General features: G+C 73.2%; 18 protein-coding genes. 10 read left to right on the forward strand and 8 right to left on the reverse strand.

The window, feature by feature from the left end; all coding sequences use genetic code 11:
* Positions 1–196: 196 nt before the first annotated feature.
* Positions 197–775: a hypothetical protein gene (locus I003_RS0125075; RefSeq protein WP_027774028.1), complete on the forward strand. Its 579-nt coding sequence runs from the start codon at positions 197–199 to the stop codon at positions 773–775.
* Between the two features lie 83 nt (positions 776–858).
* Here I003_RS0125075 and I003_RS0125080 read toward each other — a convergent pair whose 3' ends face one another.
* On the reverse strand, positions 859–1629 hold the full coding sequence (locus I003_RS0125080; protein ID WP_027774029.1) for a GNAT family N-acetyltransferase: 771 nt from the start codon (positions 1627–1629) through the stop codon (positions 859–861).
* A 353-nt stretch (positions 1630–1982) separates the two neighbouring features.
* Between I003_RS0125080 and I003_RS0125085 the strand changes: the two genes are divergently transcribed.
* Entirely contained in the window at positions 1983–2558 is a 576-nt protein-coding gene (locus I003_RS0125085; RefSeq protein WP_027774030.1) for a DUF4240 domain-containing protein, read from the forward strand.
* A gap of 134 nt (positions 2559–2692) precedes the next feature.
* On the opposite strand, the gene thiC is transcribed toward I003_RS0125085, so the two are convergent.
* Positions 2693–4474 carry a phosphomethylpyrimidine synthase ThiC gene (gene thiC / locus I003_RS0125090; RefSeq protein WP_027774031.1) on the reverse strand — a complete coding sequence of 594 codons (1782 nt, stop codon included), beginning with the start codon at positions 4472–4474 and terminating at the stop codon, positions 2693–2695.
* 197 nt (positions 4475–4671) lie between these two features.
* Between thiC and I003_RS0125095 the strand changes: the two genes are divergently transcribed.
* Positions 4672–6114, forward strand: a complete 1443-nt coding sequence (locus tag I003_RS0125095; protein ID WP_027774032.1) for a YibE/F family protein — start codon at positions 4672–4674, stop codon at positions 6112–6114.
* Positions 6115–6157: 43 nt separating this feature from the next.
* Here the strand turns inward: I003_RS0125095 and I003_RS0125100 are convergent, their stop codons facing one another.
* Positions 6158–6352 (reverse strand): DUF5326 family protein, encoded by a 195-nt coding sequence (locus I003_RS0125100; RefSeq protein WP_027774033.1) that lies wholly within the window; start codon positions 6350–6352, stop codon positions 6158–6160.
* 137 nt (positions 6353–6489) lie between these two features.
* Complete coding sequence (locus I003_RS0125105) at positions 6490–6807, reverse strand: cupin domain-containing protein (protein ID WP_027774034.1); 318 nt, start codon at positions 6805–6807, stop codon at positions 6490–6492.
* A gap of 54 nt (positions 6808–6861) precedes the next feature.
* Between I003_RS0125105 and I003_RS0125110 the strand changes: the two genes are divergently transcribed.
* The 6 genes from I003_RS0125110 (at position 6862) to I003_RS0125135 (ending at position 11480) form a co-directional block, all read left to right on the forward strand.
* Positions 6862–7236, forward strand: a complete 375-nt coding sequence (locus I003_RS0125110) for a phage holin family protein (protein ID WP_027774035.1) — start codon at positions 6862–6864, stop codon at positions 7234–7236.
* A gap of 91 nt (positions 7237–7327) precedes the next feature.
* Positions 7328–7849, forward strand: coding sequence for a low molecular weight protein-tyrosine-phosphatase (locus tag I003_RS0125115; RefSeq protein ID WP_051368461.1), 522 nt, complete (start codon positions 7328–7330; stop codon positions 7847–7849).
* The gene (locus I003_RS0125120) at positions 7846–8838 is read left to right on the forward strand and encodes a fructosamine kinase family protein (protein WP_027774037.1); all 993 of its coding nucleotides are present in this window, start codon (positions 7846–7848) and stop codon (positions 8836–8838) included. Before I003_RS0125115 ends, I003_RS0125120 begins: the two co-directional genes overlap by 4 nt.
* Positions 8835–10070, forward strand: coding sequence for a cystathionine gamma-lyase (locus I003_RS33165; RefSeq protein WP_051368463.1), 1236 nt, complete (start codon positions 8835–8837; stop codon positions 10068–10070). The genes I003_RS0125120 and I003_RS33165 overlap by 4 nt, the downstream gene beginning before the upstream one ends.
* A gap of 114 nt (positions 10071–10184) precedes the next feature.
* Positions 10185–10835 (forward strand): WGxxGxxG family protein, encoded by a 651-nt coding sequence (locus I003_RS0125130; protein ID WP_027774038.1) that lies wholly within the window; start codon positions 10185–10187, stop codon positions 10833–10835.
* Positions 10836–11006: 171 nt separating this feature from the next.
* On the forward strand, positions 11007–11480 hold the full coding sequence (locus I003_RS0125135; RefSeq protein ID WP_027774039.1) for an NUDIX hydrolase: 474 nt from the start codon (positions 11007–11009) through the stop codon (positions 11478–11480).
* A gap of 7 nt (positions 11481–11487) precedes the next feature.
* On the opposite strand, the gene I003_RS0125140 is transcribed toward I003_RS0125135, so the two are convergent.
* The 4 genes from I003_RS0125140 to I003_RS0125155 all read right to left on the reverse strand — a co-directional run bounded on the left by I003_RS0125140 (position 11488) and on the right by I003_RS0125155 (position 15830).
* The gene (locus tag I003_RS0125140) at positions 11488–12120 is read right to left on the reverse strand and encodes an HAD-IB family phosphatase (protein WP_027774040.1); all 633 of its coding nucleotides are present in this window, start codon (positions 12118–12120) and stop codon (positions 11488–11490) included.
* 68 nt (positions 12121–12188) lie between these two features.
* Positions 12189–13082 (reverse strand): hypothetical protein, encoded by an 894-nt coding sequence (locus I003_RS0125145; protein WP_027774041.1) that lies wholly within the window; start codon positions 13080–13082, stop codon positions 12189–12191.
* Positions 13083–13257: 175 nt separating this feature from the next.
* Positions 13258–14214 carry a metallophosphoesterase gene (locus I003_RS0125150; protein ID WP_027774042.1) on the reverse strand — a complete coding sequence of 319 codons (957 nt, stop codon included), beginning with the start codon at positions 14212–14214 and terminating at the stop codon, positions 13258–13260.
* A 521-nt stretch (positions 14215–14735) separates the two neighbouring features.
* Positions 14736–15830 carry a LacI family DNA-binding transcriptional regulator gene (locus I003_RS0125155; RefSeq protein WP_027774043.1) on the reverse strand — a complete coding sequence of 365 codons (1095 nt, stop codon included), beginning with the start codon at positions 15828–15830 and terminating at the stop codon, positions 14736–14738.
* A gap of 513 nt (positions 15831–16343) precedes the next feature.
* Here I003_RS0125155 and hisC point away from each other — a divergent pair.
* Positions 16344–17417, forward strand: coding sequence for a histidinol-phosphate transaminase (gene hisC / locus I003_RS0125160; RefSeq protein ID WP_027774044.1), 1074 nt, complete (start codon positions 16344–16346; stop codon positions 17415–17417).
* The last annotated feature ends 266 nt before the right edge of the window (positions 17418–17683 follow it).

Below are 17683 nucleotides of genomic sequence, written 5' to 3' on the forward strand. Positions count from 1 at the left end.
GTGTTCCGCGCCCCGTGGCCGCGATCCTGCCCTGGTCACGTACAGCGTGTCATGCCCGGGAGGTAACGGGCCGGGTGGTGGGACAGACCGAGGGGGTACGTCACTTGCCGCCGTGGGCTGACGCGGTACGGGCCGCGGCGGGCGAGGCTGCCGGTACCCGGATCGTCCGGGGCAACACCGTTGAGGAGCAGTTCTCTTGCGCTACCTACGCAGCAACCGCCTTCGCGCCGCCGCCCTCGCCGCCGCCGTACTCGCCACGGCCACCGCCGGCACCGCCGCCGCGGCCGGTGACGCCGGGAGCACCGACCGCGCCGGGAGCACCGACCGCGGGCAGCGGCCCGCCGCCTCCCTGACCGGTTCCGCGAAGCTCACCCGGTCGCTCGGCGACGACATCACGTTCACCTTCGACGCCCGCCTCGCCGCGCAGCACCACGACGATCCCCGGCAGGCCACCGGCACCTTCGGCTTCAGCCACTACCTCGACGGCGAGGGCGCCTGGGCCGAGGCCGACGTCGACTGCCTCGTCACCGGCGGCAAGGTCGCCGTCGTCTCCGGGGTCATCACCGACACCAGCCTCCCGGGCGCGAAGGGTCTGCGCGTCGGCGTCACCGTCCACGACCAGGGCCGCCACGACCGTCTCGGCTATAGCTGGGCGGGCACGGGCAGCCCGCTGGACGACAAGGATCTGGCGCCGTGCGTGAGTTCGGCACCGTTCGAGAAGGTCAAGCGCGGCACCGGCGACTTCCGCGTCCTGCCCTGGCGGCCGGAGCTCTGACCCGCCGCCCCGGCCCTCCCCCACCCGGGCCCGCCCCCTGCACCGATGCGCCCGCGGCCGGGGCCGCGGGCGCAAGTGCCGGGTCAGGCGGGCGGTGTCGCGGGCAGGGAGACGTACAGGCGGGTGCCGCCGGGGCGGTAGCCGACGCGGGTGTACGTGCCACGGGAGCCCTCGCCGGAGTACTCCAGCCACACCGAGCCGGCCCCGCGCTCGAAGAGCGCCTCCGTCAGCGCCGCGGTCACCGCCACCGCGACACCGCGGCGCCGGTGCGCGGGGCGGGTGCCCACGCCGGTGAGTTCGGCGGTGTCCTCGGCCGGCGGCGAGCACGTCGCGCCGCCGGCGCAGCCGCCGTCCCCGGCCCGGACGAACCGCACCTCGCCGCCGTCCTCCGCCAGCCGCCGCAGCCGCGCGGCGCCGTCCGCCGACGCGGCGGACGCGCCGCCGAACGCCTCGGCGAGCGCCGCGTCCAGCGCCCGGAACTCGGCGTCGGTGGCGGGGGTTTCCACCAGCGGCCCGTGCCCGCCGGGCAGGGGGTCGGTGAAGGTGCCGGGGGTGCAGACGAGGTATGCGTGCACCGCCTCCGTCCCGAATCCCGCCGCCCGCAGCGCAGCCGCCGCCCCGGGCGCGGCCCCGGGCGCGAACTCCAGCCGCGGCAGCAGCCCCCGCTCCCGGAACGCCGCGATGAGCGCGGCGACGTCGCCGTGGGTAGGGGCCGTGCCGGGCAGCGGGGTCGCGTAGTTGAGGTACGGGCTGTCGGTGCCGGGGGAGAAGCCTGCGACGAAGCCGCCGGTCTCGACGACGTCGGGGCGGCGCCGGAGGTTGGCGACGGCGAAGTTCTGGACCTGTTCGTCCATGGGAGTGACCACGGTGGTAGCGACCTCACGGGAGTCTCTGGTGTGCGAAGGCAGGGCAGAGCGCCCGCGGCACAGCGCGGGCATCGTGGGGCCGCCGTACAAGACGGTCGTGCCCGGCGGTCGAGCAGGAGGCCCCGCTACGGAAGCGGGCGGGCCGCTCGGCGCCGACGGCGGCCGCTGACGGGCGCCGGGATCAAAGGCTTCGTTCCTCACCGTGAGTACGCCGACGGTCGGCCGGCGGGTTCGTTCCGCGAGAGCGCGGGCGGCGGCCAATGTCCCACGCCCGCCGTCCCCATGCAACGCGTTTGCCGGATGAGACCGGAATGTCAGCGGGGGGTGCGACAGTACCGGCCATGGACATCGATCGGTTCTGGCACGTCGTCGAGTCGGCGCGCTCGGCGGCGTCGGCGGGCGGTGTGGCCTTCGACGAGGCGCTCGTGAGGCACCTGACGGGGCTCCCCCCGCAGGAGATCCTCGAGTTTGCGGAGCGGTTCGGCGAGGTGCACGGTGCCCTGTACCGCTGGGACGTGTGGGCTGCCGCGTATCTCATCGGCGGGGGCTGCTCGGAGGCCGGTTTCATGGACTTCCGCGCGGGGGTGATCGCCCTCGGCCGCGTCTGGTACGAGCGCACGGCCGCCGCGCCCGACAGCCTCGCCGGGCACCCGGCCGTCGCCGAGGCCGCGCGGGAGGGCGATGACGAGGTCCTGTTCCGCGAAGAGGTGAACTACGCGGCGGGCGCCGCCTTCGAGCGCCTGACGGGGAACAAGGACGCCTTCCACGAGGCGTGGGCCGCGTACCGGCCGGCCGACGGTCAGGGTGAGGCGGTGCAGGACATGGGGGAGGACTTCGACTTCGACGACGACAGGGAGATGCAAAGGCGCCTGCCGCGCCTCGCACAGCTCTACCTGGGGGCGGCCGACCGGCGATAGCCGCGGATACGCCCCGGGCGGGGCGTATCCGGCAACCGAACTCGCCGAGTCCTGCGCCCGGGATCGCGCGGCGACATGACCGGCGGCGGCGGGCCCCGCTGTGGAGCGGGGCCCGCGTGGTGTGCGCCGGCGCGTCAGTCCGCGATCGGGAGGTAGACGCGGTGGCCGCTCTCCGCGAACTCCCGTGACTTCTGGAGCATCCCGGCGGCGGCCTCCTCCTCCGTGGCGTCGGCGGGCGCGTCACCGCCGAAGCGCTCCGTGATGCCCCGGCTGATCTTCATCGAGCAGAATTTCGGGCCGCACATCGAGCAGAAGTGCGCCGTCTTCGCCGGTTCCGCCGGCAGCGTCGCGTCGTGGAACGCGCGGGCCGTGTCCGGGTCCAGAGCCAGGTTGAACTGGTCCTCCCAGCGGAACTCGAAGCGCGCGTCCGACAGGGCGTCGTCCCACTCCTGGGCGCCCGGGTGGCCCTTGGCGAGGTCGGCGGCGTGGGCGGCGATCTTGTACGTGATGACGCCGGTCTTGACGTCGTCGCGGTCGGGCAGGCCCAGGTGTTCCTTCGGGGTGACGTAGCAGAGCATCGCCGTGCCCCACCAGGCGATCATCGCCGCGCCGATGCCGGAGGTGATGTGGTCGTACGCGGGCGCGATGTCGGTGGCCAGAGGGCCGAGGGTGTAGAACGGGGCCTCCTCGCAGATCTCCTGCTGCAGGTCCACGTTTTTTTTGATCTTGTGCATCGGGACGTGTCCCGGGCCCTCGATCATGGTCTGTACGCCGTGGGACTTCGCGACCCGGTTCAGCTCGCCGAGCGTGCGCAGCTCCGCGAACTGTGCCTCGTCGTTGGCGTCGGCGATGGAGCCCGGGCGCAGGCCGTCGCCGAGGGAGAACGTCACGTCGTACGCGGCGAGGATCTCGCACAGCTCGTCGAAGTGGGTGTAGAGGAACGACTCGCGGTGGTGGGCCAGGCACCAGGCGGCCATGATGGAGCCGCCGCGGGAGACGATGCCCGTCTTGCGGCGGGCGGTGAGCGGGACGTAGCGCAGCAGGACGCCGGCGTGGACGGTCATGTAGTCGACGCCCTGCTCGCACTGCTCGATGACGGTGTCCTTGTAGACGTCCCAGCTCAGCTCCTCGGCGCGGCCGTCGACCTTCTCCAGCGCCTGGTAGAGCGGCACGGTGCCGATGGGCACGGGGGAGTTGCGCAGGATCCACTCGCGGGTGGTGTGAATGTTGCGCCCGGTGGACAGGTCCATGACCGTGTCCGCGCCCCAGCGGGTGGCCCACGTCATCTTCTCCACCTCCTCCTCGATGGAGGAGGTGACGGCGGAGTTGCCGATGTTGGCGTTCACCTTCACCAGGAAGTTCTTCCCGATGATCATCGGTTCCGACTCGGGGTGGTTGACGTTCGCGGGGAGCACGGCGCGGCCGGCCGCGATCTCGTCGCGTACGAAGGCGGGTCCGACGCGCTCGCGCAGCGCGACGAACTCCATCTCGGCGGTGATCTCCCCGCGTCTGGCGTACGCGAGTTGCGTGACCGCCGTGCCGCGGGCGCGCCGCGGCTGGCGCGGGCGGCCGGGGAAGACGGCGTCGAGGTTGCGCAGTCCGCCGCGGGGGGCGGTGTGTTTGACGCCGTCGTCCTCGGGGCGGGGCGGGCGGCCCGCGTACTCCTCGGTGTCGCCGCGGGCGACGATCCAGGTGTCGCGCAGGGGCGTGAGCCCGCGGCGTACGTCGGTGTCGACGGTCGGGTCGGTGTACGGCCCGGACGTGTCGTACAGCGTCACGTCCCGGCCGTTCGTGAGGTGCACGCGCCGCACCGGGACCCTGATGTCGGGCCGTGCGGGGTGTGCGAGGTGGTCCTTGTGCCAGCCGATCGCGGTGGATTCCTCGGTGGCGGGCGTACGTGCATCCGAAACGGTCATGGAGACCCACTCCCTACGCCGGCATTACCCGGTAACAGGTTCGGCGGTCGGCGCAGCGTCGGTCCGGTTCCGGATCCGTCAGCGCCCTCTCAGCCCGGTGCTCCGAGCTCCCGCGGTGTGCAGTTCGCCGACCACGCTAACTCCCCGCATTCCGGCACGGAAGAGGGCCCCGGCCGGGTTCCTGCGATGATCAGCCGGTGACACCATCGCTCGGCCACGGCCACACCCACCACCACGGCGGCGCCCCGGGCCGGCCCGCCTCCCACAGGCTGCGCACGGTGATCGCCGCGGTGCTCGTGCCGTTCGCGCTGGCGGTGCTCGCCGGGCTGATCGTGCTCTGGCCGGGCGGTGAACCGGCGGGTGAGCGCAGCGGCATCGGCTTCGATCAGGAGCGGCAGCGGGCGAAGGTCACGAAGGTCGAGGAGGTCAGGTGCGCGGACGTGGGCGCGCAGATCCAGGAGCAGGGGCCGCCGGCCGGCGGCGGCGACCCGGACGAGCTGCGGCCCGACGAGGACGCGGTGTGCGAGCAGGCGACGATCGAGGTGACGTCGGGCAAGCACGCGGGGCGCACCTTCACGGAGGTCGTCGCGCCCGACGCGTCCCGGCGGTACGACGTGGGGCAGGAACTCGTCGTCTCCTACTCGCCGAAGGCGCCGCGCGAGCTGCAGTACGCGGTCTCCGACGTGGTGCGCACCGTGCCGATGGCCGCGCTGGCGCTGGTGTTCGCGCTCGCCGTGGTCGTCGTCGGGCGGCTGCGCGGGCTGGCGGCGCTCGCGGGGCTGGCGGTGAGCTTCGCGATCCTGATCCTGTTCATCCTGCCGGCGATCCTCGACGGGTCGAATCCGCTGGTGGTGGCGGTGGTCGGGGGCAGTGCCATCATGCTGATCGCGCTCTATCTGTGTCACGGCTTCAACGCGCGCACGTCGGTGGCCGCGCTCGGCACGCTGGCGTCGCTGCTGCTGATCGGGCTGCTGGGTTCGCTGTTCGTCGGCTGGTCGGAACTGACCGGGAACACCGACGACTTCACGGGGCTCATCCACACCCAGTACCCGGACATCGACATGAGCGGACTGCTGCTGGCCGGCGTGCTGATCGGCTCGCTCGGGGTGCTCGACGACGTGACGGTGACGCAGGCGTCGGCGGTGTGGGAGCTGCGGCAGGCCGATCCGTCGGCGCCGTGGCGGGCATTGTACGCGTCCGCGATGAGGATCGGGCGCGATCACATCGCGTCGGTGGTGAACACCCTGGTCCTCGCGTACGCGGGTGCGGCGCTGCCGCTGCTGCTGCTCTTCACGATCGCCGACCAGGGCGTGGGGACGGTGACGACGAGTGAGTTCGTCGCCGAGGAGATCGTACGGACCCTGGTGGGCAGCATCGGGCTGGTCGCCTCGGTGCCGCTGACGACGGGGCTCGCGGCGCTCGTCGTCTCGGCGGACCGCCGCCGGGGGCCGGGGGCGGGCGCGGGGTCCGTGCCGGCGCCGGCGGCGGAACCGGGCGCGGGTCCGGACGTAAGACCGGGTCCCGGTCGGGGGCTGGGTCCGGGGAACGGCCGGGCAGGCAGGGGCTCCGGCGCTGCCGCGGCTCCTTCCGAGGGCCGCTCCCGCCGCCGGGGCGGCGGCGGTCGGCGACGCCGGAGGTAGCGCCGGAGACGGGGTCGGCGGGCGTCTGCCAGTGGTTGTCCGGCTACGACGCGCTCATGAATTTCCGCACCAGGAAGATCGCACCCGCGATCAGCGCCGCGGCCAGCAGTGCCTTGAACAGCAGGCCGATGATGACACCGACCACCCACATGATCAGGCTGCCGAAGACCACCAGCACGATCGCCGGGATCAGCACCCACGTCACCCACCACGGCAGTCCCGCGGTGATCTCTTTCACGGACACGGTCACTCCTCCTCCGGTACGCCGGGGTTGTCCCGGTGGTTTCGATGCTAAGACTCCGGAGGGGCGGATGGGAGGGCCCCCGGCCCTCGTCCACCCCGGAGCGAACCCCTAGGCGACCCTGAGGGACTGATTCACGCCTCGGGTGGAGAGAAGACCACCAGAACCCGGAGATCCTCGGTGATGTGGTGGAAACGATGTGGCACGCCCGCCGGTACGTAGACGACGCAGCCCCTGCCGACCTGCAGGGTTTCGTCGCCGACGGTGACCGAGCCGCGACCGCTCATGATCACGTAGACCTCGTCCTGGGTGTGGGGCTTCTGCGGATCGGGCGACCCGGCGTCGAGCGCGTACAGGCCCACCGACATGTTCCGTTCCCGCAGGAACTGGAGGTACGCTCCGTCGTTCGCACGGCGCTCCGCCTCCAGATCGTCCAGCCGGAATGCCTTCATCGTGCTCTGCCCTCCGCGTCCATGGTGCTCCCGACTACCTCTGGAACGATCCCCATGAAGACTTTCCTGATCAAGACCCTCGCCAATGCCGCCGCCCTCGCGGTCGCGGTCTGGCTGATCCCCGATATCGGGCTGACCGGTCACGACGACGCCGACAAGGCCGTCACCCTGCTGCTGGTCGCGTTGATCTTCGGCGTCGTGAACTTCATCGTCAAGCCCCTCGTCCAACTCCTGTCGCTGCCGCTGCTGTTGCTGACCCTCGGGCTGTTCACGCTCGTGATCAACGCGCTGATGCTGCTGCTCACCTCCTGGATCGCGGACAAAGCAGACTTGAGTTTCCATGTGGAGGGATTCTGGACAGCGGTGCTCGGCGGGCTGGTGATCAGCATCGTGTCGTGGGCGACGAGCATGGTCCTCGACCGCGACTGAGCCCGCGAGCCCGCACCGCGCGGAGCGGCAGGCTCCGGAACGTCGGGAACCAGCCACCGGCACCGGGCACCCCCGCTCCGGCTGAGGCAGGATGGAGCGCATGCGAACGAGCGAACGCCCCCTCACCGCGCCTTTCCGCGTCTGCTTCGTCTGCACCGGCAACATCTGCCGCTCGCCGATGGCCGAGGCCGTCTTCCGCGCCCGCGTCGCGGAGGCGGGGCTCGACGGCGAGATCGAGGTGGACAGCGCCGGCACCGACGGCTGGCACGTCGGCGAGGCGGCCGACCCGCGCGCCGCGGCCGTGCTCACCGAGCACGGCTACGAGCTGGCGCACACCGCCCGGCAGTTCACGCCGGACTGGTTCGCCGAACGCGATCTCGTCCTCGGCCTGGACGGCGGGCACGTCCGCCGCCTACTCAAGATCGCGCCAACGCCCGCCGACGCCGAGAAGGTGCGGCTGATGCTCTCCTTCGCGCCCGACCTCGACCTGACCGACGTCGAGGACCCGTACTACGGCGGCACCCGGGGCTTCGAAGAAGCCCTCGACCTGATCGAGACCGCCGCCGAGGGCCTGCTGCAGGCCGTACGCGACGAACTCACCGCCCGCCCGTGAGCACCCCGGCAGCCGGCCCGCCACCGGACGAGCCCGCCCCCTCCGGCGGGACCGCCGCCCCCGGGGGCGTCGAGGCCCGCGCCGCCGCGCTCGCCGGCAGCCCCGTACGCGCCCGCGCGGGCGTCGGCGGCGGGGACATCTCCGCCGCGCACCGCCTCGAACTCGCCGACGGCCGCCGCGTCTTCGCCAAGACCAGGGCGGGCGCCCCCGCCGGATTCTTCGCCGCGGAAGCGCACGGCCTGCGCCTGCTCGCGGAGACCGGCACGGTCCCCGTCCCGGCCGTGCTCGGCGAGGAGCCCGGGATGATCCTGCTGGAGTGGATCGAACCCGGCCCCGCGACCCCGGCGCAGGCCGAGCGGCTCGGCCGCGACCTCGCCGCCCTGCACGGCACCCCCGCCGACGCCTACGGCACCGCATGGCCCGCCTACATCGGCTCGCTCCCGCTGCCGTCCCCGGGCGCTCCCGGCACCCCGGATCCGGCTGCGGAACCACCCCCTGAGCACCTCGGACATGCGCCTGCCTCCCCCGATGACTGGCCCGGCTTCTACGCCGGATACCGGCTGCTTCCCTTTCTACGCCTCGCCACTGACAACGGCGCCCTCACGCCCGCCGACGCCCGCGCCGTCGAGCGCGTCTGCGAGGTGATCGGCGAGGTCACAGGGCCGCCGCAGCCGCCCGCCGTCATCCACGGCGACCTGTGGTCGGGCAACGTGCAGTGGGCCGCGGGCGACCGCGCGTACCTCATCGACCCCGCCGCGCAGGGCGGTCACCCCGAGATGGACCTCGCGTTTCTGGAACTCTTCGGCTGCCCGCAGCTCGGGCGGCTGCTCGGCGCGTACGAGGAGGTACGCCCGCTGCCCGGCCGGCGTGGCCGGGTGCCGCTGTACCAACTCCACCACCTGCTCGTGCACGCCGCGCTCTTCGGCGCCGGCTACGGCGCACAGTGCGGCGCCGCGGCGCGGGCGGCCCTGAAAGGAGCCGGCCGATGACCTCCGGCGACGCCCCGCGCACCGCAGCGCACGACGGCGCCCCCCGCACCGGCGCAGCGCACGCCGACGCCACCCGTGTCGTACGCGCCGGCCTCCCCGCCCCCGAGCCGTACGAGCCCGCCCTCCCCGGGCCCGTCTTCGCCGCGCACTACCACCTCCCCGGCGACGTCACCGGTGCCCCCTACGACTACGGCCGCGACGCCAATCCCACCTGGACCCGCCTCGAAGCCGCGCTCGCCGAGCTGGAGTCGCCCGGCGTCCCCGCCGAGGCCGTGGCCTTCGCTTCCGGCATGGCCGCGATCACCGCCGTCCTCATGGCCGTCCCCGCCCCGCGGGACGGCGCACCGCGCGGCCACGTCGTCCTCCCCTCCGACGGCTACAACCTCGTCCCCGGCGGCCTGCGCACCCTCCTCGAAGAGCACGGCAGCGAGGTGCGCACCGCCCCCACCGCCGGCGACGCGCAGGCGGGGCTCCTCGACGGCGCACGGCTGCTGTGGCTGGAGACCCCCTCCAACCCCGGCCTCGACGTCTGCGACGTCCGCCGCCTGGCCGAAGCCGCTCACGCCGCGGGCGCGCTCGTCGCCGTCGACAACACCCTGCCCACCCCCCTCGGCCAGCGCCCCCTGGAGCTCGGCGCCGATCTGTCCGTCGCCAGCGGCACCAAGGCGCTGACCGGCCACGGCGACGTCCTTCTGGGCTACGCCGTCACCCGTGACCCCGCGCTCGCCCGCCGGCTGCGTGCCTGGCGGAAGACCGCGGGCGCGGTCCCCGGGCCGATGGAGGCGTGGCTCGCGCACCGTTCGCTCGCGACCCTGGAGCTGCGTACCGCGCGCCAGGCGGCGAACGCCCTCGCCGTCGCCGAGGCGCTGCGCGCGGCGCCCGGCGTGACGGACGTGCGCCATCCCGGCCTGCCGTCCGATCCCGCGCACGCGCTCGCCGCACGCCAGATGCGCGCCGGGCGGTACGGGTGCGTGGTGGCGTTCACGCTGCCGGACCGGGCTGCGGCGGAGCGGTTCCTGGGCGCGGCGCGGCTGGTCGACGAGGCGACGAGCTTCGGCGGTGTGCGCTCGTCCGCGGAGCGGCGCGGACGGTGGGGCGGGGACGCGGTGCCGGAGGGCTTCATCAGGTTCTCCGCCGGCGTCGAGGACACCGCGGACCTGGTCGCGGACCTGCGGGAGGCGCTGGCGTACGCGCGCGCCGCCGACACCGGAAAAGACGTGCAAAAAGGATAAAACTCGCGTAAATCAGCAATGCGTGTGTTCATGGTGTGTGGGGGAGCCGCGGGCACGCGGTCGAGAGCCGCGTCCGAGACGCCCGTCGGCACCGCTCTCAAGGGAGATCACACCATGCGTAAGATCGCCGCAGCACTGGGCGTGGCCGGGATCGTCGCCCTGGCCCCCCTGACCGGCGCGCACGCGGAGCCGGCCACCCCGGCGGACAGCCCTGGGACCACGGTCCAGCAAAAGCAGGGCCCGCGCGGCCCGAAGGGCGACAACGCCAGCAACTGGGGTCTGCTGGGCCTGGCCGGCCTGCTCGGCCTCGCCGGTCTGGCGAAGAAGTCCGGCGAGAGCAGCCCCCGCGGCGGTGCCTCCGACCGCACCGCCCAGACGACGGGCACGCGCCGCGCGTACGGCACGGGCACGGGCACGGGGCACGGGGAGGGCAAGGAAACCGGCAGCATGCGCATCTCCGGCGAGGACATGTCCGGCCAGTCCCGCAGCAAGCACCACATGCCCTTCGGCAAGCGCCACACGTCCGGTGACACCTCCGGCACGTCGGGTTCCTCCGGCATGAAGGGCGGCGAGTCCGGCCCGCCCGGCGGCACGGCCACCCGTACGTCCCCCGCGCCCGGCACCGGCGACCGGTCCGGGCGTACCACCCACAGCGACATCACCGGCGGCACGGCCCACGAGAGCAGGCCGGGCGGCGACGAGAGCGGCACGACGCACCGCGTCCACGGCAGGGACGAGCCCCACCGCGGCGACAAGCAGCGCTGACCGCCCAGGCGCCCCCGCCCCCGGCGTCCGGCTCCCGCCCGTCCCGTCGCGCCCCGCGCCCGTGCGCGCCCGGCGCGGCGGGACACCGGTGTCCGCGCGTACGCGCCCGCCCGCCGGTCTCCCGCGGCGGCAGCGGGTTTCGACCGCCGCCCCGCGTGCCACATACATCCCATGACCGTGTCCCACCGGCCCGTGGTCAAGCGCACCGCCCGCGCCGTCCTCCTCGACGGCGACGAGATGCTACTCATCAAGCGCACCAAACCGGGCCGCGCACCGTACTGGATCACCCCCGGCGGCGGTGTCGAGCCCGCCGACGCCTCCGTCGTCGCCGCCCTGCACCGCGAGGTCGACGAGGAGCTGGGCGCCCGCGTCACCGGCGTCGTCCCCGTCTTCGTCGACACCGTTGCGGAGGGCGAACGCGGCGTGAAGGTCCAGCACTTCTTCGCCTGCCGGCTGGCGTCCATGGACCTGACCCGTCGCCACGGCCCCGAAGTCGACGAGCCGCGCGGCGAGTACGAGGCCGTCCGCATCCCCTTCACCCGCGAGGGCGTCGACTCCGTCGACGTCGTCCCGCCCAGCCTGCGCGCCTACCTGCGCACGAACATCGAGGGCGTCCTCGCCGTCCTCGCAGACGACTTCGGCTAGCGGCGCGTCACCCGCCGGTGCGCGTGAGCGCGTACGCCTCCCGCAGGTCCCGGCCGCTGTACGCGTGCGAGGCGAGCCCGCTCACATGGTGATCGGCGTTCACGGCGACCGAGCGCGGCACCACCGCGAACAGGTCGGTGTCCGACATGGAGTCCCCGTACGCCACGCAGTCCGCCCGCGTCAGCCCGTACTCCGCGCAGAGCAGATCCGCTATCCGCACCTTGTCCGGCGGCCCCAGGATGCCCGCCATGTCCACCGGCTCGCGGAACGGCAGCGCCGGGAAGCGCGACCCGTGCGCCGCGTGCACCCCCCACTCCAGGAGCCGTTCGACGAAGAACCCGGGTGCCAGGGAGATGACCGCGCAGTGCTCCCCGCGCTCGGTGATGTCCGCCCACACCTCGCGGATCCCGGCGAGCCACGGCGCGCCCGCGAACGCGCGCGCCAGGATCTCGGGCGTGAGGCTGCTCCACATGCCGTGCGCGTGCACGGCGTAGTCGTACGTGTCGATCTCACCGGAGCCGAACGCCGCGTCCAGCGCGCGGAACTGCGCGACCAGGCCCAGTTGCCGCGCCAGCTCGATGTTGGCGGAGGAGCCGTGCAGCAGGGTGCCGTCCATGTCGAAGATGTGCAGCCGGGACATGGCCGTGAGGCTAAGGGGCGGGCAGGCCCGCGGACAAACGATTACTTCACGCCGCACCGCCGCGGAGGTCAGTCCGGATCGTGCTCCGGGCCGCCGTAGTCGGGGCTGGTGAAGTCGGGGCTCGAATAGCTCGGTCCGTCCGCCGGCTGGCCGTCGTCGGGGCTGGAGAACGCCGGGCGCGAGTAACCCAGGCGCGGTGTGCGGGTGACGGTGGGATCGGTACGCACCGCGGGGTACGCACCGCCGCCCCCGGCGCCGCCGCCGTCGGGACCGCCGGTCTCGGGGCCGCCGTCCGCCCCGCCGGGCCCGGCGCCGCCGGCGAGCGCCTGCTCGATGAAGGGCCGGATGCCGCGTTCGAGCAGCGCCGCGCGCCACTCCTCGCGGGCGCGGTCGACCTGCTCGCTCAGATCCCGGCTGGCCGCCGCCCTGATGGACGTCGAGCCGTTGCGCACGGCCGTCAGCAGCAGCGCGGCCATCGAGATGACGATGGCGGCGACCGCGAGCATCGCGAAGATCCAGCCCGCCTGGCGCATCGAGGACGCCACGGAGGGCTCGGGGTCCATCAAGTGCAGCAGATAGCCGACGAGAAGGAAGATCACCGCCGCCGTGCCGGCGAGCACCGGCACCAGCACCGCCGCCGCCGCGGCCACTCCCGCGCTGGAGTCGCCGCCCTGGCCGCCGGCCCGCGCACCGCTCAGGCGGATGCCCTCTCCGCCCAGTGTTCCGCCGCTCGCCGAGGGCCGGCGCAACTCCGCACGCAACTCGACATAACGCGTGTATTCGGCGGACGCGCTCGCGGAAATCTCCGCCGACGCACCGAGAGCGCGGGCACGGAGCTGCTCGGGATCGAGCGGGCGCCCGCGGCCGGCACCGACGGTGAACTCGGCACTGTGCAGCGCGGTATCGAGGAGCCGCTCGAAGTCCGGGCGGTCCTCCGTCAGCAGATGCGACGCACTGGTCATGTGCTTGTGCTCCCCCGGATGGGCAGGCAACAAGGCAAACGGGACGGAGCGTGCCTGCGGCGCTAGGCCCTGGGCGGCAGAGCCTATTACCGATGGTAGAGCGCTTCGCGTATGGCGGATAAGTGTCTTTTCAGAAAAGGAGGTTCCGTATTAGAGCACGCCCGGCGGACGCGCGCTACCGCCCGATGAGCGGAAGTCGCACGACAAGCAGTTTTCCGGCCATGGTGACGCCTCCGTCCATGGCGATGGCCAGGTCGTCCGCGTAGATGTGCGGGCCCTGCACCGCGGCGCCCCGCTCCTCGCCGTCGGTGTCCTCACTGGGCACCTCCCCGAGCAGATACGGGATCGGGCTGTGCCCGTGCACCAGCCGCTCGCCACCGTACCGGCCCAGCAGCTCCCGCACCGCCGAAGGGCCCGTCTCCTCGTCACGGAAGGCGAAGCGCTTGGTGAACTTGCGGAAGAGATCCCACACCTCGTCCGCGTCCGAGCGGGCGAGGATGTCGTGGACGGTGTCGTTGACGCCCTCGATGGAGTCGCCGTAGTCGAGGTACGCGGTGGTGTCGGAGTGCACCAGGAGGTGGTCGTCCTCCTCGTGGATGGCGTCGAGCCGCGCCATCCACTGCAGGTGGACGTCCTCCAGCCGCTCCATGTCGGTGCGCTGCCCGCCGTTGAGCAGCCAGGCGGCCTGGAAGGAGGCGGTGCCGGCACCGGAGTTGACCGGCGTGTCGCCGAAGCGCTTGGCGCCGAGCAGCAGCAGCTCGTGGTTTCCCATGAGCGCCTTGCAGTAGCCGCCGGCGGCGGCGGCCTCGGCCGACAGCCGCATGACGAGGTCGATGACGCCGATGCCGTCGGGGCCGCGGTCGGTGAAGTCCCCGAGGAACCACACCCGGGTGTTCCCGGCGATCCAGCGGTCGGCCTCGTCGATGAGGCCCTGGGCGCGCAGGGCGGCGCGCAGCTCGTCGAGATAGCCGTGGACGTCGCCGACGACGTACAGCGGGCCGTAGCCGCCGTTCTCCCCGGGCCTGATCACCGGCAAGTCGGCCTGGGTCGGGGTGTACCCGTCGTCGGCGTGCCCGTAGGCGTCGCCGGCGGCAGGTGCCGCGGGGACGGGGGGCGCCGCCCCTGCGGGCACCCCAGCCGTGGTCCGCAGCCCCGGCGTCTGACCGGCCCCCTGTTGCATCGAACCCCTCCACCGCCTAGCCGTTCTGCCACCGGGACACGACCGGGCCGCCATGGGACCAGGTGCCGCTCCCCCGTGCAGGTGGAGGAGATCCGCGGTGTGCGTGCGCCCATCATAGAAATGCCCGTCGCAGCTTGTGCGGTACCAGGGGCCGCCAATTGGCTCCGGCTGCGGAAGACGGCGCCCGCCGACCCACCCGAACCGGGCAAACGGCGCAGAACCGCCGCGGGGACGGCGGGTCGGCGCCGCAAGCGGTCATGAGGTGTCACACGGCGCGGGTCCGTGTGCCGCGCCGCAGGGCGCGGCGGGCGCACGGCCGGGCGCGGGTGGCCGTACGGCCCCGGGCGCGGGCCCGGTTCGCACGGCCGCCGTGTGGGGCCTTCGGGTACGGCCGTCGCGCAGAGCGTACGCGTACGGCCGTTGCCCGGTCCGTTCCGTAATGACCGTCCGTAAGGCCGGGGCGCTCGCCGCCGCTACGCCGGGCGGCGCGGGGCGCTGACGACCGTACGCGGCGAGCGGCGCTGCGAGGACGCCCGCACGATCAGATCCGTCGGTATGACCTGCTCGATGGGCCGGCCCGCATCGACTCCCTCGATGGCGTCGATCAGCAGTTGCACGACGGCCGTGCCGATGCGGCGCGGCTTGAGCGACAGCGTGGTGATGGGCGGGTCGGTGGAGGCGTAGCCCGGGGACTCGCTGCAGCAGACGAGCATCAGGTCGTCGGGCACCCGCAGGCCGTAGCGGCGGGTGGCGGCGAGGAGGTCGGTGCCGTTGGGGTCGAAGAGGCCGTAGACGGCGTCCGGGCGGTCGGGGCGGGCGAGCAGACGGTCGGCGGCGACGGCGCCGGCGCGCGGGTCGTGGGCGGGGTAGGACTCGTAGACCGGGTCCTGCCCGACGCGCTCGCACCAGGTGAGGTATGCGGTGGTGGACAGCCGGGTGTAGGTGTCCGTGCTGGTGCCGGTGAGCAGCCCGATGCGGCGGGCGCCGGCCTCGGCGAGGTGGTCGAGCAGGTCGAGGACGGCGGCCTGGTGGTCGTTGTCGACCCAGGCCGTGACGGGCAGGGAGCCGCCGGGGCGGCCGTCGCTGACGACGGGGATGCCCTGCCGGACGATTTCGCTGACCACGGGGTCGCCCTCGGCCGGGTCGATGACCACCGTGCCGTCGAGGGCCACGTTGGACCACACGTCGTGCCGCGAGGTCGCGGGGAGGATCACCAGCGCGTAGCCGCGGGCGAGGGCCGCCGAGGTCGCGGCGCGGGCCATCTCGGCGAAGTACGCGAACTCAGTAAAAGTGAACGGTTCTTCCCCGTACGTCGTCACCGTTAAGCCGATGAGCCCCGACCTGCCCGTGCGCAGCGCGCGGGCGGCGGCCGAGGGCCGGTAGCCGAGGCGGTCGGCGACCTCGCGGACGTGGCGGCGGGTCGCCTCGGGCAGCCGGCCCTTCCCGTTCAGCGCGTCGGAGACGGTGGTGATCGACACGCCCGCGGCGGCGGCGACATCACGGATGCCCGCCCGCGCCAGCTTGCGGCTGGGCGGCCGGCTCACTTGCGGTTGGATCGAGCCGGTCATGCGCCCTCTTTCTTCCAGCACGTACGTAGTCCCCCGGGCAAGCCGCAGTAGTCGGGCAAGGCTTGTCATCGCGAGCTGATAGTAGGGCTCGGATGGCTCGATTGCGGGAGAATCCGAACCGTAACTGACAGGCACGATTCTGCGGGAGCGGATCGGTCAAACGACCATGGAACGCCAAGTGGTCGCACCATTGTCGACCCCCAGTCGATGGCGCAAGCTGGGTGATACCTGCCATGGTGCGAAGGTCTCGAAGAGGTCTCAGTCACCTTCACGGGTGATGCGCGCCATGGCGTCCGCCACCCGTGCGCGACAGGGTGGATGCGCCCCCCGGGGCTGCGGCCGCGCTTCCGGGACAGGGCGGGGGCGGCAGGTGTGGCGCGTAACGGCAGGGTACGGGCTGGGTCGAGGAGGACCGCGGTGACGAACGACAAGACTCCCAGGGCTGCTGACGACGCCGGAACTCCGGGGGCCGCGGCGGCTCCCGCGGGCGGTGCGGCCGGTGCGGCTCCCCGGCTGCGGGCCGCGCTGGCGGGCATCCCGACGTACAAGCCGGGCAAGCCGGCGGCGGGGGCGGCCGGGTCGCCGGCGTACAAGCTCTCCTCGAACGAGAATCCCTACCCGCCGCTTCCCGGCGTGCTGGACGCGGCGGTCGCGGCGGCCGGGAGCCTCAACCGCTACCCCGACATGGCCTGCACGGCGCTGACCGCCGCGATCGCCGAACGCTTCGGCGTCCCGCCCGAGCACCTCGCCACGGGCACCGGGTCGGTGGGCGTGGCGCAGCAGTTGCTGCAGGCGACGGCCGGGCCTGGCGACGAGGTGATCTACGCGTGGCGGTCCTTCGAGGCGTACCCGATCATCACGCAGATCTCGGGGGCGCGGTCGGTGCAGGTTCCGCTCACGGCGGAGGAGCGGCACGACCTGGACGCGATGGCGGACGCGGTGACGGACGCCACCCGGCTGATCTTCGTCTGCACGCCGAACAACCCGACGGGCACGGCGGTGCGCCGCGGGGAGCTGGAGCGGTTCCTCGACCGGGTGCCGCAGGACGTGCTGGTGGTGCTGGACGAGGCGTACTGCCAGTTCGTCCGGGACGACGGCGTGGACGGCGGGATCCCGGACGGCCTGGAGATCTACCGGGACCGGCCGAACGTGTGCGTGCTGCGCACCTTCAGCAAGGCGTACGGGCTGGCGGGGCTGAGGGTCGGCTTCGCGGTGGCGCACGAGCCGGTGGCGGCGGCGCTGCGGAAGACGGCGGTGCCGTTCGGGGTGAGCCAGATCGCCCAGGAGGCGGCGGTCGCGTCGCTGCGGAGCGAGGCGGCGCTGCTGGAGCGGGTGGAGGCGCTGGTCGCGGAGCGCACGCGGGTCCGGGAGGGGCTGCTGGCGCAGGGCTGGACCGTGCCGGAGACGCACGCGAACTTCGTCTGGCTGCGGCTGGGGGAGCGGAGCACGGACTTCGCGGCGGCGTGCGAGGCGGCGGGCGTGGTCGTGCGGCCGTTCGCGGGTGACGGGGTACGGGCGTCGGTGGGCGAGCAGGAGGCGAACGACATCCTGCTGGCGGTGGCGGAGGAGTTCCGGAAGGAGCTGTAGGGCGGGCGGAGGCGGCCCGATGGCTCACCGGGGGGTGAGCGGTGCTCTGTGCCGAGAGCACCGCTCTCGGCACAGAGCACCGTAGGCGCACAATCCGCCCCCGAACCGCTGCTCACCCTCGTGAACACCGCCCTCGCGGCGTTCCGGCACCACACCCCCCAGACACCCCGAAACGAGACGTAGGGGACCCCCCTGAATGACCCGGGAGCCCCTGTGTCACACTGGGCTTTGTGAATGTGAACTCATTCACGAGCGGCGCTGTTCAT

The organism is Streptomyces sp. CNQ329 (assembly GCF_000482585.1).

What these genes read in the sequence shown, in the direction of transcription:
- I003_RS0125140 (WP_027774040.1), bottom strand. Translation starts at nt 12,120, where the DNA reads ATGTCCCGGCTGCACATCTTCGACATGGACGGCACCCTGCTGCACGGC.
- I003_RS0125130 (WP_027774038.1), top strand. Translation starts at nt 10,185, where the DNA reads ATGCGTAAGATCGCCGCAGCACTGGGCGTGGCCGGGATCGTCGCCCTG.
- I003_RS0125135 (WP_027774039.1), top strand. Translation starts at nt 11,007, where the DNA reads ATGACCGTGTCCCACCGGCCCGTGGTCAAGCGCACCGCCCGCGCCGTC.
- I003_RS0125110 (WP_027774035.1), top strand. Translation starts at nt 6,862, where the DNA reads ATGAAGACTTTCCTGATCAAGACCCTCGCCAATGCCGCCGCCCTCGCG.
- I003_RS0125115 (WP_051368461.1), top strand. Translation starts at nt 7,328, where the DNA reads ATGGAGCGCATGCGAACGAGCGAACGCCCCCTCACCGCGCCTTTCCGC.
- I003_RS33165 (WP_051368463.1), top strand. Translation starts at nt 8,835, where the DNA reads ATGACCTCCGGCGACGCCCCGCGCACCGCAGCGCACGACGGCGCCCCC.
- I003_RS0125105 (WP_027774034.1), bottom strand. Translation starts at nt 6,807, where the DNA reads ATGAAGGCATTCCGGCTGGACGATCTGGAGGCGGAGCGCCGTGCGAAC.
- I003_RS0125085 (WP_027774030.1), top strand. Translation starts at nt 1,983, where the DNA reads ATGGACATCGATCGGTTCTGGCACGTCGTCGAGTCGGCGCGCTCGGCG.
- I003_RS0125080 (WP_027774029.1), bottom strand. Translation starts at nt 1,629, where the DNA reads ATGGACGAACAGGTCCAGAACTTCGCCGTCGCCAACCTCCGGCGCCGC.
- I003_RS0125145 (WP_027774041.1), bottom strand. Translation starts at nt 13,082, where the DNA reads ATGACCAGTGCGTCGCATCTGCTGACGGAGGACCGCCCGGACTTCGAG.
- thiC (WP_027774031.1), bottom strand. Translation starts at nt 4,474, where the DNA reads ATGACCGTTTCGGATGCACGTACGCCCGCCACCGAGGAATCCACCGCG.
- I003_RS0125155 (WP_027774043.1), bottom strand. Translation starts at nt 15,830, where the DNA reads ATGACCGGCTCGATCCAACCGCAAGTGAGCCGGCCGCCCAGCCGCAAG.